The following is a 25,354-nucleotide window of genomic DNA, read 5'->3' on the forward strand; positions in this document are numbered from 1 at the left end:
CGCGTGCGCGCCACCAGTTGACCACGGGCCTCTCATCGCCCATATCCCCAGCGAGAGGGCGTGAAATGCTGACGAAAAAAGGCAAGTACGGTCTGAAGGCCGCCGTGCATCTGGCGCGGCTCGGGCCGGGCGAATCCAATCAGGTGGCCGAGATCGCCGAGGCCAACCAGATCCCGAAGAAGTTTCTGGACGTGATCCTGGGCGAGCTGCGCAACGCCGGCTTCCTCAGCTCCAAGAAGGGCAAGACGGGCGGCTACAAGCTCGCCAAGCTGCCCGAGGACATCATCGTCGGGGATCTCATCCGCGCGCTCGACGGTCCGCTCGCGCCCATTCCCTGCGCCAGCCGCAACGCCTTCGTGCCCTGCGACGACTGCGACGTGGAGCATTGCGAGGTGCGCCGGCTGATGGTGAAGGTGCGCGATGCCATGGGCACCGTGCTCGACACCTACACCCTCGCCCAGATGCGCGACCTGCGGCAGGACCGGCTCAGCGCCTTCGTGGACTATATCTGAGCCGACCCGGACCGGGCCTCAGGCGGCAGGAAAGCCGCCTTCGAACACGGTTTCGCTCAGCGGCCTGCGGCCGTTGGGGCTCTCGCCCTTGTGGAAGCTCTCCGGCAGCAGCGCCTTGTCGCCGCGCCGGCCGATGGCGATGGCCGCTTCCACATCATGATCCGCCGGAACGCCGAGCACGGCACGCGCCTGTTCCGCATCGAAGCCGCCGATGCCGTGCGCATGCCAGCCGAGGCGCGTCGCCTGAAGGGCAAGATTGGCCCAGGCGGCTCCCGTGTCGAAGGAATGGCTGCGGGAGACCAGCACTTCGCTGGTGCCCGGCTTCAGGAAGGTCCTTGCCGAGACGGCCACAATGAGGACCGCGGCATTGGCCGCCCATTGCTGGTTGTAGGTGGATAAGAGACCGAAGAAGGTGTCGAACAGGGGCGTGCCCCGGCGCGCATAGAGAAACCGCCACGGCTGCGAATTGTAGCTGGAGGGCGCCCATCGCGCCGCCTCGAAGATGGTGGCGAGTTCGGCCTCGGAAATCTCCTCTCCCGTGAAGGCACGGGGCGACCAGCGCTCCACGAAGAGCGGTTCGACAGGATGGTCGGGCTGGCGGGGCGGGACGGCGACGGTCATGATATGGGCTTCCCTTCGGCGCGAATGGACCATGGCCCACCCGGCCGAATGCCGGACAGGCCATGGAACGGACGATGAATGGGTTCAGGCCGACGCCCGGGCCGTCTGCGCATAGAGGCTCTCCGGCCTCGGCAGTCCGAAATGCTCGCGCAGCGTCTTTCCGGTGTAATCGCTGCGGAACAGACCCCGCTTGCGCAGGATCGGCACCACTTCGGACGCGAACAGGTCGAAGCCGCCGCGATACCAGGGCGGCATCACGTTGAAGCCATCTGCGGCGCCACCCTCGAACCAGGTCTGGATCTCGTCCGCGATCTTCTCCGGCGTGCCCGCCGAGACATAATGCCCCCGCGCCCCGGCAAGGCGATGGATGAGCTGGCGCAGGGTGGGCTTCTCGCGGGTAACGATGTCGAGCACGAGCTGATACCGGCTCGCCACCGCCCGCGGTCCGGCATTCTGGAAGGCGTCCGGCGTCACCCGGGCATCGAGATCGTGGCCGGTGAAGTCGGTGCCAGTGATCTGGCGCAACTGGGTGAGGGAATATTCCGGCTGGATGAGGTCGTTGAAGGCCTCATAAAGCCGCTGCGCCTCCACCTCCGTCGAGCCGATATAGGGGCTGATGCCGGGCAGGATCTTCACATGCTCTGGCCGGCGGCCGAGAGACGCGGCCTGCCGCTTGATGTCGGCATAAAAGGCCTGAGCGCTCGGCAATGTCTGGTGCGCGGTGAAGATGGCTTCCGCATAGCGGGCGGCGAAGGAACGACCGTCATCGGAGGAGCCCGCCTGCACATAGACCGGGCGGCCCTGCGGCGTGCGCGGCGTGTTGAGCGCCCCCTTCACGCGGTAATGCCGGCCCACATGCTCGATGGGATGGATCTTCGTATCGTCAGCGAACAGGCCGGAGGCCGTATCGACCACCAGCGCCTCGTCCTCCCAGCTGTCCCAGAGCTTCGTCACCACATCCACGAATTCCGAGGCGCGGGCATAGCGCTCGGCATGGGAGGGCGTCTCCGAGAGGCCGAAATTGCCGCTCGCCTGCGGCACGGCGGTGGTGACGATGTTCCAGCCCGCGCGCCCGCCGCTCAGATGATCCAGCGAAGCGAAGAGCCGGGCAAGATTGTAGGGCTCGTAATAGGTGGTCGAGGCGGTGCCGATGAGGCCGATATGATGCGTGGCCGCGGCGATGGCCGAGAGCCAGGTCAGCGGCTCCAGCCGGAAGCGCGAGGCATAGCGGATGTTGTCCACCAGCGCCGGTCCATCGGCGAAGAAGACCGCATCGAGCTTGGCCGCCTCCGCCGAGCGGGCGAGGTCCTGATAGAAAGTGATGTCGAGCAGGCGCTCGGCGCTCGCGCCGGGATAGCGCCACCCCGCCTCGTGATGTCCACCCGGATAGATGAAGAGATTGAGCACCAGCTGGCGGCGCGCGGCGGCGGACTCTGAATTGGCAGCCATGGGACGGCTCCTGGGGGACAGGACACGACGGGCGGTTGAACGGCGGCGTCGGGCAAAGGCGAACGACCCGCATGCGGGAGACGGGGTCTGCCGCCGCGGGGTGGCATGCACCGACGCGGCAAGCTTCCGCCGACCTCCAGCTCGTCCACGATAGAAAGATGATTAATTTAGTCAATATATTTAATCAAATATTGGATCAGCGCCTGCACTGGCTTCGGCGGCCTCTTTGCCCAGCGTCACGCGCGGACGCGGGCCGCAACACCGTGAGTTGAAATCAGGCCCCTGCGGTCTTATGCGTCATTGCCATGCAGACCCTCTCGACCGCCGAAAAAGCCTCGATTTCCGCGCCCTGCCTGCGGACCCGCACCGGCAGGGGCGCGCCGTTCCTGCCCATGAGCCGCGCCGAGATGGACCGGCTCGGCTGGGATGCGTGCGATATCGTGCTGGTGACGGGCGACGCTTATGTGGACCATCCGAGCTTCGGCATGGCCATCATCGGACGCCTGCTGGAGTCGCAGGGCTACCGCGTCGGCATCATCGCCCAGCCGGACTGGCATTCAGCCGAACCGTTCAAGGCGCTCGGCAAGCCGCGCCTCTTCTTCGGCGTGACCGGCGGCAATCTGGACTCGATGGTCAACCGCTACACGTCGGACCGCCGCCTGCGCAGTGACGATGCCTATACGCCCGGCGGCGAGGGCGGCAAGCGGCCGGACCGCTGCACCATCGTCTATACCCAGCGCTGCCGCGAAGCCTACAAGGACGTGCCGGTCATACTCGGCGGCATCGAGGCTTCGCTCCGCCGCATCGCCCATTACGACTATTGGTCCGACAAGGTGCGCCGCTCCATCCTCGCGGACGCCAAGGCCGACCTGCTGATCTATGGCAATGCCGAGCGCGCCGTGATCGACGTGGCGAACCGCATCGCCGCCGGCGAGGCGCCCCGCGACCTCACGTCCGTGCGCGGCGTGGCCTTGTTCCGCAAGGTGCCGGAGCACTTCACGGAACTGCATGCGGATGATCTCGATTCCGCCGACGAGGCCGCCACCCGCCATCCCGGCGATACGGTGATCCGCCTGCCCTCCTTCGAGCAGGTGGAGAATGACCGCGAGGCCTATGCCCGCGCCTCCCGCGTGCTGCACCGGGAAGCCAATCCCGGCAACGCCCGCCCGCTGGTGCAGCGGCACGGCGACCGCGACCTGTGGCTCAATCCGCCGCCCATTCCGCTCACCACGGAAGAGATGGATCAGGTCTATGACCTGCCCTATGCGCGGGCGCCGCATCCCGCCTATGGCGATGCGAAGATCCCCGCCTGGGACATGATCAAATTCTCGGTGACGATCATGCGCGGCTGCTTCGGCGGCTGCACTTTCTGCTCCATCACGGAGCATGAGGGGCGCGTCATCCAGAACCGCTCGGAAGGCTCCATCCTGCGCGAGATCGAAAAGATCCGCGACCAGACGCCCGGCTTCACCGGCGTCATCTCGGACATCGGCGGGCCCACTGCCAACATGTACCGGATGGCCTGCAAGGACCCGAAGATCGAGGCCGCCTGCCGGCTGCCGTCCTGCGTCTTCCCGGACATCTGCCCGAACCTCAACACCTCCCATGACGACCTGATCCGCCTCTATCGCAAGGTGCGCGAGGTGGAGGGCGTGAAGAAGGTGATGGTGGCGTCTGGCGTGCGCTACGACCTCGCGGTCAAGAGCCCGGAATATGTGAAGGAACTCGTCACCCACCATGTGGGCGGCTACCTGAAGATCGCCCCCGAGCACACCGAGCGCGGCCCGCTCGACAAGATGATGAAGCCGGGCATCGGCACCTATGACCGCTTCAAGGAGATGTTCGAGGCGGCGGCCAAGGAGGCGGGGAAGAAATACTATCTGATCCCCTATTTCATCGCCGCGCATCCCGGCACGACCGACGAGGACATGATGCACCTCGCGCTCTGGCTCAAGAAAAACCGCTACCGGGCCGATCAGGTGCAGACCTTCCTGCCCTCTCCCATGGCGACAGCAACCGCCATGTACCACACCGGCGTCAACACCCTGCGCGGCGTGCGGCGCGGGGCCACGGAGCAGGTCGAAACCATCAAGGGCGGGCGGCAGCGTCGGCTGCACAAGGCGTTCCTGCGCTATCACGACCCGGACAACTGGCCGCTGCTGCGCGAGGCGCTGAAAGAGATGGGCCGCGCCGACCTCATCGGCTCGCGCCCGGATCAGCTCGTGCCCGCCTATCAGCCGCCGGGCACCGGCAAGGCCGCCGGCACCAAGCGCCCCGTGCGCCCCGGTGGCGGCACGCAGCGCTTCACCACCAAGGGCGTGCCCCTGCCCCGCCGCTAGGCCGGCGCCCGATCAGGCGGCCGGCGGCAGCGGCGCACGCTGGAGGACGGCGGCGAAGAAGCCGTCCATGTCGTGCCGCGCGGGCGTGAGCGAGAGATAGTCGGGATGGGCCGAGGGCGGCAGCTCCGGCGCCACCTCGGTGAGCGGCAGGACGCGGAAGTCGGGATGCGCGGCAAGGAAGCTTGCCACCTGCCCCTCATTCTCGTCCGGCAGCATGGAGCAGGTGGCATAGACGAGCCGGCCGCCGGGCTTCACCAGCCGCGCCGCGCTCGCCAGAATGCGAACCTGCTGCGGCAGCAGCGTCTCCAGCCCCGCCCCCAATGTGCGCCAGCGGGCATCGGGATTGCGCCGCCACGTGCCCGTGCCGCTGCACGGCGCATCCACCAGCACACGGTCGAAGGTGCCCTTGTGGCGCTTCACCCAGCGGTCGGTCTCGCTCGCCAGCAGCCGCGTCTCGATATTGTGCAGGCCGGCCCGTCGGAAGCGTTCAGCGCCGCGCTTCAGGCGCCCTTCCATGACATCGCAGGCGATCACATGGCCCTTGTTGGCCATCTGCGCCGCGATCGCCAGCGTCTTGCCCCCGGCTCCGGCGCAGAAGTCCACCACCCGCTCACCGGGCCGGGCATCCATCAGCAAGGCGACGAGCTGCGAGCCCTCGTCCTGGATTTCCACCTCGCCGCTTTTCAGCATGGTGAGGCGCGACAGCGACGGCCGCTCACGCACGCGGATGCCAAAGGGCGCGCTCACCGACGGCTCGGCCGGCAGGCCCAGTTCCCGCAGGGCCTGCACCATGTCCTCGCGCTTGGCCTTGATGGGATTGACGCGCAGGTCGAGGGGCGCGGGCGTCAGCAGCGCCGCCATCTCCCGCTCGAACTCCGCGCCGAACCGGTTCCGGAAGGGCTCCAGCGCCCAGGCGGGACATTCGAGGCGCACCTCCTCCGGCATGGAGGGACTATCCATGCGGCCGCCCTGCAGTTTCACCAGCAGCGCCCGTTCATTGTCGGTGAGCGGCGCGGGGGCGGACATCCCGCCCGAGAACAGGCGCGCGACCTCATCGCGGGTCTTCTTGCCGTCGAGCACGAGGAAGGCCAGCAGCCGGTTGCGCGGCGTGTCCTCCCGCCCATGCCGGGCGAGCCACCAGCCCAGCCGCGCATGGGCGCGCAGCAGGGCATAATAGGTTTCGGAAATCGGACCCCGGTCTTCGGCGCCCACGTCGCGCCGCCCGCGGAACCAGGCGGAGATGACGGCATCGGCGGGTCGGTCGACGCTGTCGACCTCGTGCATCAGATCGAGGATGGCTTGCAGGCGGGCGGCTGGGGTCACGGAGCGAACATCAGGCTGGAAAACATGGGGCACCTTAGCCGAAGGCGCGCCCCTTGACGATCCGCTGCGAGCCGCTGTTCTGCCCTGTCCTCAGGAGCGGTCCGCCTCCGTGGCGTGGACGACCCCAGCGACCGAGCGCTTCAGGGTCTCGAGTTCGTCCAGCAGCCCCGCAACCTGCCGCTTGGACAAATCGCCGAACAGTTCATGAATCCAGGCCTCGTGGGCGCTCGCCATGATGCGGAACATGGTTGCACCGGCGCGGCTCAGCCGGACGGTCGCGGCGCGGCGGTCGTTGGGGTCCACCTTGCGCACCACCAGCCCCTCTTCCACGAGACGGTCGATGAGGCCGGTGATGTTGCCGTTGGAGACCATCATCCGCCGGGACAGGTCGCCCAGGCGAAGCCCGTCCGGCTCGCGGTTCAACTGCGCAAGGACGTCGAAGCGGGGCAATGTCACGTCGAACTCCGCTCGCAGCCGGCGGCGGATCTCGGCGCTGACGAGGTTCGACACCGAGAGCAGCCGCAGCCAGAGGCGCAGCTCCATCTTCGAGCCGGCCGGCTCGTCGCGCACCAGCGCCTCAAAGTCCTCGGGCATGGGCTCAGTCATGACGGCTCGATACCACTGCTGCTAACTTTTCATACCTGAAATTATGGGCAAGCGCCCCCGCAGACCCGTCCGCGGACGCCGCTGCGGAGCACCGCTGCGTGACTGTACTCGCGCAAACCCAAGATGCACCAGACGAGGACCGCAGCGCAACATGAAGCTTGATGCTCTGCAGCGCCCAATTTTGATGCTTTAGGCGGATATATTTTAGGCTTGAAGCATATCGAGCTCCATGCAAACGTGATGATCAACAGCGGCCCCGCGCAGACGATGCCGGCCCTTCTCCGGGCCGTCTTCCGCGCACATGGCAGCGGCGATGCCTCGCAAGGGAGCATGGGATGTTGGGTCGGTCGGTTCACGTCGATACGTTCACGCGGGATCGGCTCCCGCCGGCCGACACCTGGCCGGTCATGAATGCCGCGGACCTCGATTATCCCGAGCAGTTGAATGCGGCGGTCGAACTCACGGACCGCATGGTCGAGCGCGGCTTCGGGGACCATACGGCCCTCATCGGAAATGGCCGCCGGCGCACCTACAAGGAGCTCTCCGACTGGACCAACCGCATCGCGCGGACGCTGGTGGAGAATTACGGCCTTCAGCCGGGCAACCGTGTGCTGATCCGCTCTGCGAATACGCCCGCCATGGTCGCCTGCTGGCTGGCGGCCACCAAGGCGGGCGCCGTCGTCGTCAACACCATGCCCATGCTCCGCGCCGGCGAACTCGCGAAGACCGTCGACAAGGCCGAGATCTCCCTCGCGCTCTGCGATACGCGGCTTCTGGAAGAGCTTGTCACCTGCGCGAAGGAGAGCCGCTTTCTGAAGACCGTCGTGGGCTTCGACGGCACCGCGAACCACGATGCGGAACTCGACCGGGCCTCGCTGTGCAAGCCGGTGCATTTCGAGGCCGTGAAGACGGGCCGCGACGACGTCGCCCTGCTCGGCTTCACGTCCGGTACGACGGGCGTGCCGAAGGCGACGATGCACTTTCACCGCGATATCCTCGCCATCGCCGACACCTACGCCAGGAACGTGCTGCGGGTGACGCCGGACGACATCTTCGTCGGGACTCCGCCGCTCGCTTTCACCTTCGGCCTCGGCGGCCTCGCGGTGTTTCCGCTGCGCTTCGGCGCCACGGCGGCGCTGCTGGAGACGGCGACACCGCCGAACCTCATCAGCCTCATCGAGGAATTGCGCGCCACCATCTGCTTCACCGCCCCAACCGCCTATCGCGCCATGCTGGCGGCCATGGCGGAGGGTGCTGATCTCTCCTCCCTGCGCATCGCGGTTTCCGCGGGCGAGACGTTGCCCGCCCCCGTCTATGAGGCCTGGACGCGCAAGACCGGCAAGCCGATCCTCGACGGCATCGGCTCCACGGAGATGCTACACGTCTTCATCTCGAACACGCTGGAGGACCACGGCCCCGGACGCACGGGGCGCCCTGTGCCGGGGTTCGAGGCGAAGGTGGTGGACGAAGCGATGAACGAGGCGCCGCGCGGCACGGTGGGGCGCCTTGCGGTGCGCGGCCCCACCGGCTGCCGCTATCTGGACGATCCGCGACAGGCCGAATACGTCAAGGACGGCTGGAACGTCACCGGCGATGCCTTCGTGCAGGACGAGGACGGCTACTTCCACTTCGCCGCCCGCAACGACGATATGATCGTCTCCGCCGGCTACAACATCGCCGGGCCGGAGGTCGAGGCGGCGCTGCTCTCGCACGATGCGGTTTCCGAATGCGCGGTCATTGGCGCGCCGGATGAGGAGCGCGGCCAGATCGTTCAGGCCTTCGTGGTACTGGCCCCAGGCCTCAAGGAAGACGAAAGCCTCGTGCGCGCCTTGCAGAACCATGTGAAGGCGACCATCGCGCCCTACAAATATCCGCGCGCCATCCGTTTCGTCGACGCGCTGCCGAAGACCGCAACCGGCAAGATCCAGCGCTTCGCGTTACGGACCTATCAGTCGGCTTGAGGCGGCAAGGCCAAGCGGCCACATGCTCGGTCGGGGTGCCCGTCGAAAGCCGGGGCGCAAAGGGCAACCTTGGCGCATGCAAGTGCGATGTGGGATGCCTGAAGGGCCAAACGTTCGCCCCGGAACATCAGACCGATAAGCCTGCGATTATTTCAGGGCGCCCTGCCTGTTTAGGCAGCTACCGGGGCATGGCCTGTTCAGCGGGCCACTCGGCCGCAACCGTCCGATCCCTACGAATAATGCCGCGCCTCGGGGGCCGAGGCGCGGCACGTCGCACAACTCCATGAAATCTCAGGGCCGCCAGCCCTCACTCAGGGACGACGGCGGTGGCCTGAATCTCGACCTTGGCGCGATCTTCCATCAGCGCCACCACCTGTACGGCGGCCATGGCAGGATAATGCCGCCCTAGCACCTCGCGGTAGACCGCACCAATCTCCTTGAGCCGGGCCAGATACTCCTGCTTGTCCACGAAGTACCAGGTCATCGAGACGATATGCTGCGGCTCCGCGCCACCCTCGGCGAGCACGGCCACGATATTGAGCAGCGTCTGGCGGACCTGATCCACGAGGTCGTCGCTTTCGAAGGCTTGGTGCGCGGACCAGCCGATCTGGCCGCCCACCCAGATCTGGCGGCCGTGGGCGAGAACGCCATTGGCGTAGCCGATCGGCTTCGCCCACCCCTCAGGCTGCAGGATCTCGTGCATCATTCGTCTCCAGATGCGCCGCGAGACCGGCGCGCACGTCATCAGGCCAGCGGATCGCCCGATGGCTCTCAAGGGAAGTTGCAACCAGCACCTGCCGGGCGGTCCACACCGTCCGCTCTCCCACCGCAACGCGGTGCCGCAGGTCGGCCGAGCTGCCGCCGAGCCTGGCGATGGACACCCGGAAATCCAGCTCATCGCCGTGGAAGGCGGGCGCCACGAAATCCACGTCCAGCTTCACCGTGGGCACGCCGATGCGGCGTTCGCGGATCATCGCCGGCCACGGCATGCCGGAGGCCGCGAACATCTCTTCCGTCACGCTCACGAGCAGACGCATGTAGCCGGGAAAGAAGGCGATGCCGGCCGGGTCACAATCGCCGAAGCCCAGAAGGCGGGAGGTCTCGAAAGCCATGTCGCCGCCTCAACCCGCCTTCAGGAGTTCGCGGGCGATGATGAGCTTCTGCACCTCCGTCGCGCCCTCATAGATCCGCAGCGCGCGAATCTCGCGATAGAGCGCCTCGACCGTTTCGCCGGACCGCACGCCCCGGCCGCCATGAAGCTGGACGGCGCGGTCGATCACCCGCTGGGCCATTTCGGTGGCGGTCATCTTGGCCATCGCGGCCTCGCGGGTGGTCGGCAGGCCCTGCACATCCCGGCGCCAGGCGGCACGCCATGTCAGCAGCGCCGCCCCATCCAGCTCCGCCGCCATTTCGCCGAGGGCGGCCTGCGTGAGTTGCAGGTCGGCGAGGGTGCCGCCCAGCATCCGCCTGTTGCGGACGTGGTGGAGCGCCTCGTCGAGCGCCCGCCGCGCGAAGCCGAGCGCCGCCGCCGCCACGGAGGCGCGGAAGATATCGAGCGTCCGCATGGCGATCTTGAACCCCTCTCCGGCCGCGCCGAGACGGCGGGAGGCAGGAATCCGGCAGGCGTCGAAGCGGATCGTCGCAAGCGGGTGCGGCGCGATGACGTCGATCCGTTCCGTGATGGAAAAGCCGGGATCATCCGCAAAGACGACGAAGGCCGAGATGCCGCGCGTGCCCGGCGCCTCTCCCGTGCGCACGAAGACCGTATAGACATCGGCGATGCCGCCGTTGGAGATCCAGGTCTTCTCGCCGTCCAGCACGTAGTGGTCGCCATCGGCGCGGGCGGCGCAGCTCATGGCGGCCACGTCGGAGCCGGCATCCGCCTCGGAGAGCGCGAAGGCGGCGAGCCATTCGCCCCGGCGCACCTTCGGCAGCACTTCCCGCTTCAAGGCATCCGCGCCGGCGAGCGCGATGGCGCCCGTGCCAAGCCCCTGCATGGCGAAGGCAAAATCCGCCAGCCCGTCGTGCCAGGCCAGCGTCTCGCGGGCGAGACAGAGTTCCAGCGAGCGGATGGAGGTGCCATCCGCCTCGGGCACTGGCACCGCCGCTTCCAGCAGACCGGCGGCACCGAGGCGCGCCACCAGAGTGCGGCAGGTGCCGTCCACGTCCGCATGATCGAGCCCGTCCAGCCCGCCCCCGGCGACGAACCCGTCGAGGCGCGCGGCATAGGCGCGATGCTCCGGGCCGAAGAAGGGCCAGTCGAGCGGTTCACGGGTCGGGCCTGCGGCAGCGGGGGTGCTCATCGGGCTCAGTTCCCCTCGAAAGCGGGTTTCGCCTTGGCGGCAAAAGCCTCGAAGGCGCGGCGGAAGTCCTGCGTCGCCATGCAGATGGCCTGCGCCTGCGCTTCCGCCTCGATCAGTTCTTCAAGGCCCATGGCCCATTCCTGATTGAGCATGGTCTTGGTCATGCCATGGGCGAACCATGGGCCGTCCGCCAGCGAGCGGGCGAGTTCCTGCGCCTTCGCCTCCATGTCCGCGGCCGGATGGAGGGCGTTGTAGAAGCCCCACGCCGCCCCCTCGGCGGCGGTCATGGCGCGGCCGGTGAACAGCAGCTCAGCCGCCCGCCCCTGCCCGATGATGCGCGGCAGGATTCCGCATGCGCCCATGTCGGCCCCGGCGAGACCCACGCGGGCAAACAGGAAGGCCGTCTTGGCCTCGGGCGTCGCGAGCCGCAGGTCGGACGCCATGGCGAGGATCGCCCCTGCGCCGGCGCAGACACCATCCACCGCGGCAACGATGGGCTGCGGGCAGCGCCGCATAGCCTTCACGAGATCGCCGGTCATCCGCGTGAAGGCGAGGAGATCGGGCATGGCCATGCGGGTGAGCGGCTCGATGATCTCGAACACATCGCCGCCCGAGGAGAAATTGCCCCCGGCGCCGGCGAGCACGATGGCGCGCACATCCGAGGCATAGACGAGATCGCGGAACAGGTCGCGCAGCTCGGCATAGCTCTCGAAGGTCAGCGGATTCTTGCGCTCCGGCCGGTTGAGGCGGACGGTCGCGACACGGCCATCGGCGCTCGTCTCGAAGCTGAAATGGGTGGCGCGGTGGTCCTTGAACGGACGCTTCATGGCCGCCATCGTGGATCGGGTCTCGCTCATCCCACCATCACCTCGCCACCGGCGACCGCGATCGCCTGTCCGTTGATCGACGCGGCTCCGGGCGACACCACCCAGGCCACCGTTTCCGCCACCTCGTCCGGGTCCACCAGCCGGCGCTGCGGGTTGCCGGCGGTCATCTCCGCCAGCACTTCGGCCTCCGTCCGCCCGGTCTTCGCGATGATGGCCGCGATGGCCTCGCGCACGAGCGGCGTATCGGTGTAGCCGGGGCAGATGGCGTTGACCGTGATGCCGGTCCGCGCCAGCTCGAGGGCGAGCGATCGCGTAAGGCCGATCACCCCATGCTTGGCGGCGCAATAGGCCGAGACATAGCGATAGCCCACGAGGCCGGCCGTGGAGGCGATGTTGACGATGCGCCCCCCGGCTCCGCCCGCCTCCAGATCCGGCAGCACCGCCTGCGTCACCAGAAAGACAGAGGTGAGATCGACCGCGAGGACGTTCTGCCACTGCCCGAGGGAGGTGCGGCCGAAGGGGGCGCTTTCCGCAGCCCCCGCATTGTTGACGAGGATGGTGATGGGTCCGAACGCGCCCCGCGCCGCAGCGAGACCATCCGCAATGGCTTGCGGATCGGTCACGTCGAAGCCGGCCACCACATGCGCGGCCCCGCCCGGCAGATCGGACGCCACCGCCCGAAGCGGCGCCTCCCGCCGCCCGGCGAGCGTCACCCGCGCGCCGGCACGGCCGAGACGGCGCGCGATGGAAGCGCCGATGCCCGAGCCCGCGCCGGTGACGAGGACGTGGCGGCCCGCGATGGCGTCGAGATCGCCCATTGCGTCCCTCACTGCGCCGATGCGCGTTCGAGATTGGCCTCATACTGGCCCTTGGCGGAGGCATACTGCCTGGGCCAGGGCACCGTCTTCAGGCCGATCTTCGCGGCCTCGTGCAGCGACCAGGCGGGGTCGGCCAGATGCGGTCGGGCAATGGCGCAGAGGTCCGCGCGCCCCGCCGCGATGATGGAATTGGCGTGATCGGCTTCCGAGATGGCGCCGACGGCAATGGTGGGAATGCCCACCTCGTTTCGGATCTTGTCGGAGAATGGGGTCTGGAACAGCCGGCCATAGACCGGTCGCTCCTCCTTCCATACCTGACCGGACGAACAGTCGATGAGATCGGCGCCCGCCTCCTTGAACATGGCGGCGAAGATGGCGGCATCCTCCGGCGTGTTGCCGCCCTCGGTCCAGTCATGACAGGACAGGCGCACAGAGATCGGCCGCTCCGCCGGCCACACGGCGCGGATGACCCGGAACACTTCGAGCGGGAAGCGGGCTCGGGCTTCGTGCGAGCCGCCATAGTCGTCCGTGCGCCGGTTGGTGAGCGGCGAAAGGAAGCTCGACAGCAGATAGCCGTGCGCGGCATGGAGCTCCAGCCAGTCCACGCCCGCCGCCGCCGCGCGCCGGGTGGCGGCCACGAAATCGGCGACGACGCGATCCATGTCGGCGCGGTCCATCTCCTTCGGCACCTGGCTGTGCTTGAGGTACGGCAGGGCCGAGGCGGAAATCAGCGGCCAGCCGTCCTCTTCCAGCGGCTGGTCGATGCCCTCCCACGCGCGCTTGGTGGCGCCTTTGCGCCCGGCGTGGCCGAGTTGGCAGGCCACCTTGGCGCCCGTGTTGGCATGGACGAAATCGACGAACCGCTTCCAGCCCTCGATCTGCCCATCGTCCCACAGGCCGAGACAGCCGGGGGTGATCCGTGCATCTGGCGACACGCAGGTCATTTCGGCGAACACGAGCCCCGCACCGCCCATGGCGCGGGCGCCGAGATGGACGAGATGGAAGTCGCCGAGCACGCCGTCCGCTGCGGAATACATCGCCATGGGAGAGACGACGATACGGTTGGGCAGCGTCACGTCCCGCAGGCGGTAGGGCGTGAACATGGGCGGCGTCACGCGGCCGTTGGTTTCGACCGGCAGGCCGGAGCGGCGCGCGAACCAGCGCTCATAGCCTTCGAGCCATGCGCGATCGCGCAGGCGCAAGTTCTCGTGGCTGATGCGCTGGGAGCGCGTCAGCATGGAATACATGAACTGCTCGGGCTCCAGGCTGTCGGCATAGCGGCGGCCGACCACCTCGAACCATTCCATGGCGTTGCGGGCCGCATTCTGGATGCGGGCCACATCGACGCGACGGATCTCCTCATAGACCGAAAGCACGGACGGGATCGCCTCCACGCCGTGGCCGATCTCGTTGAACTGCTTGGCAAGCTCGATGGCGTCATCGATGGCGAGCTTGGTGCCGGAGCCGATGGCGAAGTGGGCGGTGTGCGCGGCATCCCCCATGAGCACCACATGGGAGCGACCGTTGAAGTGGCTCCACTTGCCGCAGATCAGCCGGTTGAAGTTCAGCCAGGCCGAGCCGCGCAGGTGGCGTGCATTGGTCATCAGCGAGGCGCCGTCGAGCACCTCGGAAAACAGCTTCTCGCAGAAGGCGATGGAGCCGTCCTGATCCAACTCCCCGAGCCCATGGGCCTGATAGGCCTCTTCCGTCGTCTCGATGATGAAGGTCGAGGTGTGCGCATCGAACTTGTAGATGTGAGCCTGGAACCAGCCGTGCTCGGTCTTGCGGAAGTCGAAGGTGAAGGCGTCGTAGAGCTTTTTCGTGCCGAGCCAGATGTAGCGGTTCGGGCGCACGATGAGATCGGGCTGGAAGGCCTCCGCATAACGGTTGCGGATCCTGGAATTGATGCCGTCCGAGGCAATGATGAGGTCGGCATCGGGAAAATCGAGGTCGCTCTCGACGTCGCGCTCGAACACCAGTTCGACGCCGAGCGCCTCGCACCGGCGCTGGAGGATGTTGAGCAGCGCCTTGCGGCCGATACCGACGAAGCCATGGCCGGAGGTGCGCTGGCGGGTGCCCTTGAACCAGACCTCGATGTCGTCCCAGTGGTTGAACGCATCCTCGATCTCGGCTGCGGTCTCCGGGTCCCAGACCCGCATGGCCGCCATGGTCGCGTCGGAGAAGACGACGCCCCAGCCGAACGTGTCATAGGGCTTGTTGCGCTCCACCACCGTGATCTGGTGCGCGGGGTGCAGCTTCTTCATGAGGAGGCCGAAATAGAGGCCCGCAGGGCCGCCACCAATGCAGACGATGCGCATGGAGTTCTTCCCCCTCGACGGACACGCGACGTGCCGCGCGAATTGCTTTAAAGTTAAAGTAATAGAGCTTTCGCGCGCCTGTCAACCGGATCAGGCTGGCCCGTCGCCCGCCGCGCAGCCCCGCCCGGAGGCAGCGCGAAGCTCAGTCATCACATGGCGTATTTCCATGCATTCCCGCCAGAAAACCCTACGCCCCGACGCTCAGCTATTGGGCAGCACGAGCCCATTCGATTTGCTTGACACTTAAATTTTATATGTCTGAATTGCCGGGAAGCAGATGGATCTGCGGTGTCGCGGATTTCAGGAGGCAGGTGGCCACGAAGGCCCCGGATCTCCGGCCGGTCCGTTCGCAGACGCGTCAGTGACCAGGAGGGAAATTGTCATGCCGTTGATCCGGAAATCGCTCCGCCCCGCGAGGCTCATGGCCCTCGCCGCCGCGACCATGCTGGCCCCGACCCTTGCGGCGGCCGATCCCATCAAGATCGGCCTCGTCTCCACCCTGTCCGGCCCGTCCGCGGCGCTGGGTGTGCACATGCGCGACGGCTTCCAGCTTGCGGTGAAGGAGCTGGGCGGCAAGCTCGGTGGCCAGCCGACCGAAGTGATCGTGGTGGATGACGAGCTGAAGCCTGATGTGGCCGTCACGAAGGTCAAGGCGCTCCTCGACCGGGACAAGGTGGACGTGATTGCCGGCGTCGTCTTCTCGAACGTGATGATGGCCGTGTCCAAGCCCGTGCTTGAGAACGAGACCTTCATCGTCTCCGGCAATGCGGGCCCCTCCCCGCTGGCCGGCAAGGGCTGCTCGCCCTATTTCTTCGCGGCCTCGTATCAGAACGACCAGAACCACGAGGTCATGGGCAAGTATGCTCAGGACCAGGGTTACAAGCGCGTCGTGCTGATGACGCCCAACTACCAGGCCGGCAAGGATTCCATGGCCGGCTTCAAGCGCTATTTCAAGGGCGAGGTGGTGGAGGAGATCTTCGTGCCGCTGGGCCAGCTCGATTTCTCCGCCGAGCTCGCCAAGATTTCCGCGGCCAATCCCGACGCCCTCTTCACTTTCATGCCCGGCGGCATGGGCGTCAATCTCGTCAAGCAGTTCAAGCAGGCGGGGCTGGACGGCAAGGTGCCCTTCCTCTCCGCCTTCACCGTGGACGAGACCACCCTGCCGGCGACGCAGGACGCCGCTGCCGGGCTGCTCTCCGGCGCGGAGTGGGCACCGAACCTCGACACGCCCCAGAACAAGGCCTTCGTGGCGGCGTACGAGAAGGAATATGGCGTCGTGCCCTCGCTCTATGCGGCACAGGGCTATGATGCGGCCAAGCTGATCGACGGCGCACTCAAGGCGACCGGAGGCAAGGTCACGGACAAGACCGCCTTCCGCAAGGCGCTGGCCTCGGCCCCCTTCCAGTCCGTGCGCGGCAGCTTCGCGTTCAACACCAACGGCTTCCCCATCCAGGACTTCTATGTGGTCAAGGCGGTGAAGCGCGACGACGGCAAGTTTGCCACCGAGACGGTCGCCAAGGTATTCACAGCCGCGCGCGACAGCTACGCCGGCGAGTGCCCCCTGAAGTGATCCGCCCCGCCGGCCGGGGGGATGGCAGGAGCGCCCTCCTCCGGCCGGCGCTGCCAGATCGCAAGTTCCGACGCCGAGAGGGGCCATGACCACGGCACTGTTCGTCTCCCAGTTGCTGAACGGGCTACAGTTCGGCGTGATCCTGTTCCTCGTCGCCGCCGGTCTGACGCTCGTGTTCGGGGTGATGGACTTCATCAACCTCGCCCACGGTGTCCAGTACATGATCGGCGCCTATCTGGTGGCCGTCGCCACCGCCTCCACGGGCAACTTCGCCATCGGCCTGATCACCGGCCTCTTCGGCGCTCTGGTGCTGGGCGTCGTGCTGGAGACGCTGGTGTTCCGGCATCTCACGCGGAAGGATCACCTGGATCAGGTGCTCGCCACCTTCGGCGTCATCCTGGTGGTCACGGAACTGGCGCGGATCGTGTTCGGCGCGGCGCCCATCGCCTTCCCCATTCCGGCCGTGCTCAGCGGCGCGGTGACGCTGATGCCGGGGCTCGTCTACCCGGTCTGGCGCCTTGTGATCCTCGCGGCCGGCGTGGGCGTCGCCGTGCTGCTCTGGTATCTCGTCACGCGCACCCGTCTCGGCATGCTGGTGCGGGCGGGATCGACCCATCCGCAGACCGTCGCCGCACTGGGCGTGGATGTGGACCGCCTGTTCAGGGCCGTCTTCGCCTTCGGCGCCGTGCTCGCGGGTCTCGCCGGCGCCATGGCAGGCCCCCTCGTCTCGGTGGAGCCGACCATGGGCGACCGCATCCTCATCGTCGCCTTCGTGGTCATCGTCATCGGCGGCATCGGCTCCATCAAGGGGGCCTTCGTCGCGGCGATCATCGTGGGGCTGGTGGATACGCTCGGGCGCGCCTTTGCGCCGGAGCTGCTGAAACTGCTCATCGGGCGCTCGGCCGCGGCGGCGGCCGGCCCGGCCCTCTCCTCCATGGCGATCTACCTGCTGATGGCCGCGGTCCTGAGCTTCCGTCCGACCGGCCTGTTCGGCGGGAGATCGTGATGACGGTCCCGCCTTTCGTGAAAAACCCGGCACTGGCGACCATCGCGGCCTTCCTTCTGCTCCTTGCTCTCGCCCATGGGCTCGGCTTCTCCCATGGCGCGACGCTGATCACCCGGACGCTGGCCTATGCCCTCGCGGCCGTCTCCCTGTCCTTTCTGATCGGCCAGTGCGGCCTCGTGAGCTTCGGCCATGCCGCCCCGTTCGGGATCGGGGCCTATGCCGTGCTCATCGCCGGTGAGGCGGGCGTCCGCGAGGTCCTCGTGGTGCTGCCCCTTGCCGCCGCGGCGGCGGCGCTGTTCTCGGCGGTCACCGGCGCCATCGCGCTGCGCACGCGCGGCGTCTATTTCATCATGATCACGCTCGCCTTCGCGCAGATGGCCTTCTATGTCGCGGCGAGCCTGTCCGCTTACGGCGGCGACGACGGCATGGCCATCGCCGGGCGCTCGACCTTCTTCGGCATCCGCTTTCTGAAGGCCGATACATCGTTGGCGCTCCTCGCCATTGCGCTCGTCGGCCTCGCCCTCTTCGTGTTCCAGCGGCTTGCGGCCTCGCGCTTCGGCCTCATGCTCCGTGCCGCCCGGGCGAACGAGAGCAAGGTGGAGGCCCTTGGCCTTGCGCCCTACCGCCACCGGCTGATCGCCCTCGCGCTCGCCGGCGCGGTGGCGGGGCTGGCCGGCGCACTGATCGCCAACCAGGTGGAATATGTCTCCCCCGCCCTTATGGGCTGGCACGTCTCGGGCGAGCTGATCGTGATGGTGGTGCTGGGCGGCATCGGGCATCCGGTGGGCGCCGTCATCGGCGCGGTGGTGGTGACGCTGCTGGACGAAAGCCTCGGCCACCTCACGGAGCACTGGCGGCTGGGCCTCGGCCTCGTCATCATCCTCGTGGCGCTTCTGCGCGATGCCGATCTGAAGTCCCTGTTGCGCGGAGGGTCCCGATGAGCACGCCCATCCTCGCGCTCGAAGGCCTCATGAAATCCTACGGCGCCATGCAGGTGACGCGGGATGTCTCCCTCGACGTCCGCCCCGGCGAGGTGCACGCGCTGATCGGCCCGAACGGCGCCGGCAAGACCACGCTGATCGCGCAGATCGCCGGTTCCATCACACCGAATGCGGGACGCATCCGCTTCGACGGCGCCGATGTCACGGACATCGGCATCGCCGCCCGCGCGCGGCGCGGGCTGGGGCGGGTGTTCCAGATCTCCAATGTGGTCGGCTCGTTCACCGCTCAGGAAAACGTCGCGGTCGCGGCCATCGCGGCGGGCGACGGGCCCTTCCGCTTCTGGCGGCGGGCGCTGGCCGACCGGAAGCTGACGGCCCGTGCCGAATCCGCTTTGGAGCGGGTCGGGCTCGGCGACCGTCGCCTCACCCTTGCGCGCGACATGTCCCATGGCGAACGGCGGGCGCTCGAACTTGCCATGAGCCTCGTGCAGGAGCCCAAGCTCCTGCTGCTCGACGAGCCCATGGCCGGCACGGGCCGCGCGGAAGGCGAGCGGCTGACCGAACTGCTTCTGTCCCTGAAGGGACGCATTCCCATCCTGCTGGTGGAACACGACATGGCGACGGTGTTCCGTCTGGCGGACCGCATCTCCGTCCTGATCTACGGTGCCATCGCGGTCACGGGCGACCCGGCCACGGTGCGCACCGATCCGCTGGTGCGGCAGGCCTATCTCGGCGAGGAGGAGGCGGTCTGATGGCCCCGGCGCTGATCGCACTCGAAGGCATCGAAGCCGGATATGGCGGCGCGCAGGTCCTGTTCGGCATCGACCTGACCGTGAACGCCGGCGAGGTGGTGACGCTGCTCGGCCGCAACGGCATGGGCAAGACGACCACGATCCGCACCCTGTTCGGTCTGCTGCCGCCAACCCGTGGCAAGCGGGTGATCGACGGCCAGGAGATGACGCAGGCCCCGCCGCACAAAATTGCCGCCCGCGGCCTCGGCTATGTGCCGGAGGGACGACAGATCTTCCCGCGCCTGAGCGTCGAGGAGAATCTCGTCGCCACCGCGCGGCAGCGCAAAGGCGGCGCGGTCCGGGCCGGCTGGACGCTGGATCGCGTCTATGGGCTTTTCCCGCGTCTCAAGGAGCGGCGGGACAATCTCGGTACCCAGCTCTCCGGCGGCGAGCAGCAGATGCTGGCGATCGGCCGGGCCTTGATGACCAATCCGGACCTCCTGGTGCTCGACGAGGCAACGGAAGGCCTTGCCCCCGTGGTGCGGGGCGAGATCTGGAGCGCCATCGAGGTGCTGCGCGCGGATGGCCTCGCCATCCTCGTGGTCGACAAGAATATCGACGCCCTGATGCGGATCGCCGACCGGCACGTTGTCATCGAGGGTGGGCGCGTGGTCTGGGCCGGGACGAATGCCGAACTGGCGGCCAACCGGGCGAGCGTGACGCGGCATCTCGAAATCTAGAGCGGGTTCATCCCGGAAGGTGGTGCGGGCGCCACGCTTTCCCTGCGCGAGAGAGCGAACGGAAGCGATGGCGTGGGCCAGCGGGCTTGCCTGATCCAACCTCAGGCGATGCCCGTAGTTCGGCACGATGACAGTCGCGCCCGCTCCTCTCCCTGATTCCGGCCCCGCACGTGCAGCCGCCTGGGCCCTCGCCGCCGCGGGCACCCTGCCGTTCTTCGCGGGCATCGTGGATGCGAGCGTCCTCGGCCGGACATGGCTCGGCGCGGTCCACATCTATGCCGCCGTCATCGCCTCCTTCGTCTGCGGCATCCATTGGGGTGCGGCGCTATTTTCACCGGGCGGCATGGCGCTGCGGCTGTTCGTGGCGAGCAATGTGGCCGCCCTTCTGGCGTGGGGGGCGGCTCTGCTGTCGCCGAGACCCGGCTTCCTCCTCCTTGCCGCGGTTTTCGCGGGCCTCCTGCTGGTCGATCGCCAGTTGCGGCAGTCCGGCCTCTGGCCCGACTGGTTCTGGACGTTGCGGGTCACCATCAGCACGGTGGTGATCGGCGCGTGCCTCTGGATCAGCATGGCGGCCTGACCGCACCGAGGTCCGGCGTGACGGCACTTCCGCATCCCGCGAGCTGACATTCGCCGCAGGTGACGAGCGACGCCCCAGAAGCTGGATGGATCGGACCATGCCACGCATGCGCAAGAAAGCGGATCTGCCGACACGGACGTGTCAGACCTGTGGCCGGCCCTTCGCGTGGCGTCGCAAGTGGGCGCGGGATTGGGACAAGGTGCTCTATTGCTCGGACCGCTGCCGCGAGTCCGGAAGAGGCAAAGCCGGGAAGGATAGCCGCCCTAACTGAGGTGCGAAGCGCGCTCACCGGCTGCGGCTTTCGCCTCTGGCTCCGGGGCGGGTGCTTGGGCATGATGCTCGCTCTCCGCCAGCCTTCAGAGAGCCAGCCATGACGAGAGCCCCAATATGCGCCGTGCCACGCCTGCCGGTGGAGGATAGACGATGAGCGCGCCGCTGCCGGGCGCGGGCGTCCACGGGCTCTTCCATGTGGCCATCAAGACCGCCGATCTTGAGGCCACGCGCATCTTCTGGCGCGACATCATCGGACTGAAGGAAATTCACCGCCCCGATTTCGGTTATCCCGGCGCCTGGCTGGGCTGCCCGCAGCCCGGCGGTCTCGGCATCATCCATGTCTATGCGGGCGGCCCCGCCCTCGGCCCCTCGGGCATGGCACCATACGGGACCGGCGCCATCGACCACATCTCCCTCTCCTGCTCCGGCTACCGGGCCTATATCGCCCGCTTCGAGGCGGCCGGGCTCGACTGGCGGGAGTTCATCGTTCCCGGCACCAGCCTCTGGCAGCTCTTTGTCTATGACCCCTCGGGGGTGCAACTGGAACTGACCTTCGAGGCCAGCATCGAAGGGGCGGAGCTGCCGGATGTCTCGGAAGCTCGGGTCTATCGCGCCGGCCGGAGCTTCTTCGACCCGGACACCTACCCGAAGCTCGCCCGACAGGCGGCCACGGGGGCCTGAACCGCGTCCTGAAGCCGACGCACGCTGCCTGCTTTTTGCGCTTCCAGCCCCACCCGGCCTGTCGCATCGTACCCGGACGGCGCTTCGCATCGGAGCGGCCGGGGCATGACGGGATAGGCCAGAGCATGGGCCGCAGGATTGCGGGCGCCCGTCCTGCGGGCGAGGACAAGAGCGAGGGGCTGGTGCGCGCCGTGGATCGGGCGCTCGGCCTTCTTGAACGGGTCAGCGATGCCCCGCGCGGCATCGCGCTCGCGCAGCTCGCCGCCGAAGCGGATCTTGCCGCCTCCACCGCCCATCGGCTGCTGTCCACCCTCGAGGATCGCGGCTTCGTTCGCTTCGAGCGCGCCAGCGGCCGGTGGTTCATCGGCCGCACGGCGCTCGCGGTCGGCGCAGGCTATGCCGGCTCGCGGGATATGGTGGCCTGCGCCCAGCCGATCCTGAAGCGCCTCGGACAAGCCTGCGGCGAGACGGTCAATCTCGGCATGCTGGACGAGGGTAAGGTCGTCTTCCTGCATCGCTTCGAGGCGCGCACGCGGCGGGCCTTCGTGCCGTCCGGCACCTCCCTACCCGCCCATTGCTCCAGCATCGGCAAGGCCCTGCTCTCCGTGCTGCCCTTCGCCGAAGTGCGGGAGGCCGTGTCCGCCGACCGTCTGGTGCCCGTCACGGCCAAGACGATGTGCTCGCGCGACGTCTTCATGAGCGCGTTGGAAGAGACGCGGAGGGCGGGCTTCGCCCTCGATGATGAGGAGAACACGCCCGGCCTGCGCTGTATCGCGGCCCCGGTGTTCGACGCCTATCACCGCCCCGTGGCGGCGGTTTCCCTCGCCGCGCCTGTGGAGCGCCTAGAACTTGGGCAGGTTGCCGAATGCGGACGCAAGGTCGCCGCCGCCGCCCGTGAACTCACGCAGGCCTGGTCCGGCGCGCGCCTCTGACGGCGCCTGAACCGCCTTCCCAAAAAGACACCAACCCCTTGTTCTGAGGCGAATTTTCCGCTTTCCATCCCGCCAGATGGAATGGGCTCGCCGGCCGGCGCGAGTTGCGCCCCATCTTGCAAGGATGCCTGCAGTCACCACCCTCCTGCCGCCGGCGCGCTGCCGGGCAGGCCTGAGACTCGGGAGCACCCATATGTTCGATGCCCTCCGGCCGAACAAGGCCCGCCGCCTTGCCACCACCTTCTGCGCGGCGGCACTGGCGACGCTGGCATTCGGCGGCGCCGCGCTGGCCCAGAAGGCGGCCTTCCTGTTCCCCGGCTCCATCAACGACCAGAGCTGGAACGCGCAGGGTTTTCTCGGTGCGGAGAAGCTGAAGTCGCTCGGCTGGCAGATCTCCTATTCGGAGAATGTGGGTGCGGCCGACATGGTGGACGCGCTGCGCGACTATGCCCGGCAAGGCAACAACGTGGTGGTCGGCCACACGGGCCGCTTCGTCTCCGCCGCCGAGCGCGTGGGGCCGGATTTCCCCAAGACCCTGTTCCTCGTCGGCTCCGGCGCCAAGGGTGCGGCGCCGAACGTGACCTCCATCGACTATGACAACACCCAGTTCGGCTATCTCATGGGCGTTCTGGCGGCGCGCATGAGCAAGACCGGCAAGATCGGCTCGGTAAACAGCCTCGAAGGCATTCCGAACGTGATGGCGCAGGTCGGCGCCTTCCGTCTCGGCGCCAAGTCGGTGAAACCCGACATCGAGGTGAAGGTCATCTACATCAAGAGCATGGAGGATGGCGCCGAGGCCAAGGAGGCCGCCCTCTCCCTCATCGCCGGCGGCGCCGACTTCATCAGCGGCAAGCTGAACGCCGGCCAGTCCGGCATCATCCAGGCAGCCAAGGAGAAGAATGTCTTCGCCAACGGCCGCTCCTACGGCCACACCGCCATTGCGCCCGACAATGTGCTCACCAACATCGTCGAGAAGTGGGCCGACATGTACACGGCGGCCGCCGAATCCAGCAAGACGACGGACATGGGCGGCAAGTACATCCTCTATGGCTTCAACACGCCGGGCTCCACCGGTGCCGAACTGAGCTATGGCGAGGGACAGCCCTACAGCAAGGCGGTGCCCCAGGCCGTGGTGGACGAACTCGACGGGCTTAAGAAGAAGTTTGCCTCCGGTGAGCTGAAGATCACCGTCACTAAGGAAGATGCCCGCGGCGGCATCTGACCGGGAGCCCCGTCCCGGCACCTCCCCCCACCGCCGGGACGGGGCTCTTCCTTCTGGGACAAGACGGATCGAGGCGGCGTTCATGCTGGAGATGCGTGGCATCGAGAAACGCTACGGTGCGGTGCTGGCCAACCGGGGCATCGATCTTGCCGTGGGCGAGGGCCGCATTCTCGGCCTGCTGGGTGAGAACGGCTCGGGCAAGAGCACGCTCATGAAGGTGCTGTTCGGCATCGTCTCGGCGGATGCGGGCACCATCACCTTCAAGGGCCGAGAGCTGAAGCATCACGGCCCGCGCGAAGCCATCGCCGCCGGACTCGGCATGATCCACCAGCACTTCACCTTGGTGGACGCCATGAGCGTGACCGAGAACATCATGCTCGCGTGGGACCGGGCCGGCTGGTGGCTGAAACCGAAGGACATCGCCGGCGAGATCCGCCGCGCCAGCGCCGCCTTCGGCCTCGACATCGATCCGGACGCCCGCGTCGGCGACATGCCCCATGGCCAGCGCCAGCGGGTGGAGATCATGAAGGCCATCCTCGCGGGCGCCGAACTCCTGATCCTTGACGAGCCCACCTCCAATCTCTCGCCGCCCGAGGTGGTGGGACTGATGGAGGTGATGCGCAAGCTGAAGGCCAAGGGCCACGCCATCATCTTCATCTCCCACAAGCTCGACGAGGTGCTGGAGATCTGCGACGAGGTGGTGGTGCTGCGCGACGGCGCCGTCACCGGCCGCAGCCCGACGAAAGGCGCGACCAAGGCCTCGCTCGCGCACATGATGGTCGGCCGCGACGTCACGGCCCATGTGGAACGCGCCGACATTGCCCCCGGCCCCACGGTCCTGCGCGTCTCGGCGCTCTCGCGCCGGGATGAGGCGGGCATAGCGCGCCTTTCGGATGTCTCCTTCTCGCTCCGGTCCGGCGAAGTGCTGGCGGTGGCAGGGGTGGATGGCAACGGCCAGACGGACCTCGCCGAGGTGCTGGCGGGCCTGAAGGCCCCGACCGGCGGCGGCATCGACCTCGATGGCGAGGACATCACCTTTGCCCCGGTAAAGGCGCGGCTCGCGGCGGGGCTGGCCTATATCCCGGTGGACCGGGCCACCACCTCGCTCGTGCCCGCCATGACGGTCGCGGACAATCTCGCCTTGCGGGAATTCGATGCTCCGCCCTTCTCCCGCGCCGGCTTCCTCGACACACGGGGCTTCCGCGCCCGCGCGCTGGAGCGGATGCGCGGCTTCGACATCCGCGCCGCCGGGCCACAAAGCCCGGCCCGCACGCTCTCCGGCGGCAACCAGCAGAAGATCGTGCTGGCCCGTGAGATCGGCCGCGCGCCGAAGGTGCTGATCGCCTTCCAGCCCACCTGGGGGCTCGATCCCGGCGCCACCCGTTTCGTCATCGACCAGATCCTGGCCCTGCGCGCGGCGGGGGGCGCCATCCTCTATCTCTCCGCAGCGCTCGATGAGGTGCTGATGCTGGGGGACCGCATCGCCGTGATGCACGGCGGCCACCTCTCGGAGCCCAAGCCCCGCGCGGAGGTGAACGTGACGGAGATCGGCCTCCTCATGGCCGGCATCGATCCCGCCACCGGCAGCCGGGCCGCCTGACATG

24 protein-coding genes are annotated in these 25,354 nt (G+C 67.7%); 14 read left to right on the plus strand and 10 right to left on the minus strand.

The genetic code is table 11. From position 1 onward, the window contains the following. The first annotated feature begins 65 nt into the window (after positions 1 to 65). Positions 66 to 512: an Rrf2 family transcriptional regulator gene (locus DFO45_RS14975; RefSeq protein WP_012171703.1), complete on the plus strand. Its 447-nt coding sequence runs from the start codon at positions 66 to 68 to the stop codon at positions 510 to 512. An 18-nt stretch (positions 513 to 530) separates the two neighbouring features. Here the strand turns inward: DFO45_RS14975 and DFO45_RS14980 are convergent, their stop codons facing one another. Continuing rightward, complete coding sequence (locus tag DFO45_RS14980) at positions 531 to 1,133, minus strand: nitroreductase family protein (protein WP_133865495.1); 603 nt, start codon at positions 1,131 to 1,133, stop codon at positions 531 to 533. 84 nt (positions 1,134 to 1,217) lie between these two features. Beyond that, a complete protein-coding gene (locus DFO45_RS14985; RefSeq protein ID WP_133865496.1) occupies positions 1,218 to 2,582 on the minus strand; it encodes an LLM class flavin-dependent oxidoreductase in 1,365 nt (454 codons plus the stop codon). Positions 2,583 to 2,887: 305 nt separating this feature from the next. Between DFO45_RS14985 and DFO45_RS14990 the strand changes: the two genes are divergently transcribed. After that, entirely contained in the window at positions 2,888 to 4,921 is a 2,034-nt protein-coding gene (locus tag DFO45_RS14990) for a YgiQ family radical SAM protein (RefSeq protein ID WP_133865497.1), read from the plus strand. A 12-nt stretch (positions 4,922 to 4,933) separates the two neighbouring features. Here the strand turns inward: DFO45_RS14990 and DFO45_RS14995 are convergent, their stop codons facing one another. Beyond that, positions 4,934 to 6,244, minus strand: coding sequence for an RsmB/NOP family class I SAM-dependent RNA methyltransferase (locus tag DFO45_RS14995; RefSeq protein ID WP_133865498.1), 1,311 nt, complete (start codon positions 6,242 to 6,244; stop codon positions 4,934 to 4,936). A gap of 90 nt (positions 6,245 to 6,334) precedes the next feature. Then, positions 6,335 to 6,850, minus strand: a complete 516-nt coding sequence (locus DFO45_RS15000; protein ID WP_012171707.1) for a MarR family transcriptional regulator — start codon at positions 6,848 to 6,850, stop codon at positions 6,335 to 6,337. A gap of 335 nt (positions 6,851 to 7,185) precedes the next feature. Between DFO45_RS15000 and DFO45_RS15005 the strand changes: the two genes are divergently transcribed. Further along, on the plus strand, positions 7,186 to 8,811 hold the full coding sequence (locus DFO45_RS15005) for an AMP-binding protein (RefSeq protein ID WP_012171708.1): 1,626 nt from the start codon (positions 7,186 to 7,188) through the stop codon (positions 8,809 to 8,811). A 307-nt stretch (positions 8,812 to 9,118) separates the two neighbouring features. On the opposite strand, the gene DFO45_RS15010 is transcribed toward DFO45_RS15005, so the two are convergent. Genes DFO45_RS15010 through DFO45_RS15035 form a run of 6 tightly spaced genes read right to left on the minus strand, consistent with a single transcriptional unit; the run spans position 9,119 to position 15,077 of the window. Then, positions 9,119 to 9,514, minus strand: a complete 396-nt coding sequence (locus tag DFO45_RS15010; RefSeq protein WP_133865499.1) for a RidA family protein — start codon at positions 9,512 to 9,514, stop codon at positions 9,119 to 9,121. Continuing rightward, positions 9,492 to 9,923, minus strand: coding sequence for a thioesterase family protein (locus tag DFO45_RS15015; RefSeq protein WP_133865500.1), 432 nt, complete (start codon positions 9,921 to 9,923; stop codon positions 9,492 to 9,494). The genes DFO45_RS15010 and DFO45_RS15015 overlap by 23 nt, the downstream gene beginning before the upstream one ends. 9 nt (positions 9,924 to 9,932) lie before the next feature. Continuing rightward, complete coding sequence (locus DFO45_RS15020; protein ID WP_133865501.1) at positions 9,933 to 11,114, minus strand: acyl-CoA dehydrogenase family protein; 1,182 nt, start codon at positions 11,112 to 11,114, stop codon at positions 9,933 to 9,935. Positions 11,115 to 11,119: 5 nt separating this feature from the next. Beyond that, positions 11,120 to 11,971, minus strand: a complete 852-nt coding sequence (locus DFO45_RS15025; protein WP_133865502.1) for an enoyl-CoA hydratase family protein — start codon at positions 11,969 to 11,971, stop codon at positions 11,120 to 11,122. Continuing rightward, positions 11,968 to 12,759: an SDR family NAD(P)-dependent oxidoreductase gene (locus DFO45_RS15030; RefSeq protein WP_133865503.1), complete on the minus strand. Its 792-nt coding sequence runs from the start codon at positions 12,757 to 12,759 to the stop codon at positions 11,968 to 11,970. The genes DFO45_RS15025 and DFO45_RS15030 overlap by 4 nt, the downstream gene beginning before the upstream one ends. Positions 12,760 to 12,767: 8 nt before the next feature. Beyond that, positions 12,768 to 15,077, minus strand: a complete 2,310-nt coding sequence (locus tag DFO45_RS15035; protein ID WP_133865504.1) for a bifunctional salicylyl-CoA 5-hydroxylase/oxidoreductase — start codon at positions 15,075 to 15,077, stop codon at positions 12,768 to 12,770. Between the two features lie 421 nt (positions 15,078 to 15,498). Here DFO45_RS15035 and DFO45_RS15040 point away from each other — a divergent pair, with 421 nt between their 5' ends. The 11 genes from DFO45_RS15040 (at position 15,499) to DFO45_RS15090 (ending at position 25,350) form a co-directional block, all read left to right on the plus strand. Further along, positions 15,499 to 16,647: an ABC transporter substrate-binding protein gene (locus tag DFO45_RS15040; RefSeq protein WP_133865505.1), complete on the plus strand. Its 1,149-nt coding sequence runs from the start codon at positions 15,499 to 15,501 to the stop codon at positions 16,645 to 16,647. An 85-nt stretch (positions 16,648 to 16,732) separates the two neighbouring features. Then, on the plus strand, positions 16,733 to 17,653 hold the full coding sequence (locus DFO45_RS15045) for a branched-chain amino acid ABC transporter permease (protein ID WP_133865506.1): 921 nt from the start codon (positions 16,733 to 16,735) through the stop codon (positions 17,651 to 17,653). Next, positions 17,653 to 18,594, plus strand: a complete 942-nt coding sequence (locus DFO45_RS15050) for a branched-chain amino acid ABC transporter permease (RefSeq protein ID WP_133865507.1) — start codon at positions 17,653 to 17,655, stop codon at positions 18,592 to 18,594. The genes DFO45_RS15045 and DFO45_RS15050 overlap by 1 nt, the downstream gene beginning before the upstream one ends. Next, positions 18,591 to 19,346 (plus strand): ABC transporter ATP-binding protein, encoded by a 756-nt coding sequence (locus tag DFO45_RS15055; RefSeq protein ID WP_133865508.1) that lies wholly within the window; start codon positions 18,591 to 18,593, stop codon positions 19,344 to 19,346. Before DFO45_RS15050 ends, DFO45_RS15055 begins: the two co-directional genes overlap by 4 nt. 11 nt (positions 19,347 to 19,357) lie before the next feature. Beyond that, positions 19,358 to 20,065: an ABC transporter ATP-binding protein gene (locus tag DFO45_RS15060; protein WP_043880409.1), complete on the plus strand. Its 708-nt coding sequence runs from the start codon at positions 19,358 to 19,360 to the stop codon at positions 20,063 to 20,065. 127 nt (positions 20,066 to 20,192) lie between these two features. Beyond that, positions 20,193 to 20,642: a DUF3429 domain-containing protein gene (locus tag DFO45_RS15065; RefSeq protein ID WP_133865509.1), complete on the plus strand. Its 450-nt coding sequence runs from the start codon at positions 20,193 to 20,195 to the stop codon at positions 20,640 to 20,642. Positions 20,643 to 20,739: 97 nt separating this feature from the next. Further along, positions 20,740 to 20,913, plus strand: coding sequence for a DUF2256 domain-containing protein (locus DFO45_RS15070; RefSeq protein ID WP_133865510.1), 174 nt, complete (start codon positions 20,740 to 20,742; stop codon positions 20,911 to 20,913). A gap of 152 nt (positions 20,914 to 21,065) precedes the next feature. Further along, entirely contained in the window at positions 21,066 to 21,596 is a 531-nt protein-coding gene (locus DFO45_RS15075) for a VOC family protein (RefSeq protein WP_208299801.1), read from the plus strand. Positions 21,597 to 21,721: 125 nt separating this feature from the next. After that, positions 21,722 to 22,528 (plus strand): IclR family transcriptional regulator, encoded by an 807-nt coding sequence (locus tag DFO45_RS15080; protein ID WP_043879493.1) that lies wholly within the window; start codon positions 21,722 to 21,724, stop codon positions 22,526 to 22,528. 193 nt (positions 22,529 to 22,721) lie between these two features. Next, positions 22,722 to 23,750: a BMP family protein gene (locus DFO45_RS15085; RefSeq protein WP_166657143.1), complete on the plus strand. Its 1,029-nt coding sequence runs from the start codon at positions 22,722 to 22,724 to the stop codon at positions 23,748 to 23,750. Between the two features lie 82 nt (positions 23,751 to 23,832). After that, complete coding sequence (locus DFO45_RS15090) at positions 23,833 to 25,350, plus strand: ABC transporter ATP-binding protein (RefSeq protein WP_166657144.1); 1,518 nt, start codon at positions 23,833 to 23,835, stop codon at positions 25,348 to 25,350. The last annotated feature ends 4 nt before the right edge of the window (positions 25,351 to 25,354 follow it).

This window comes from Azorhizobium sp. AG788 (assembly GCF_004364705.1).
Classification (GTDB): Bacteria; Pseudomonadota; Alphaproteobacteria; order Rhizobiales; family Xanthobacteraceae; genus Azorhizobium; species Azorhizobium caulinodans.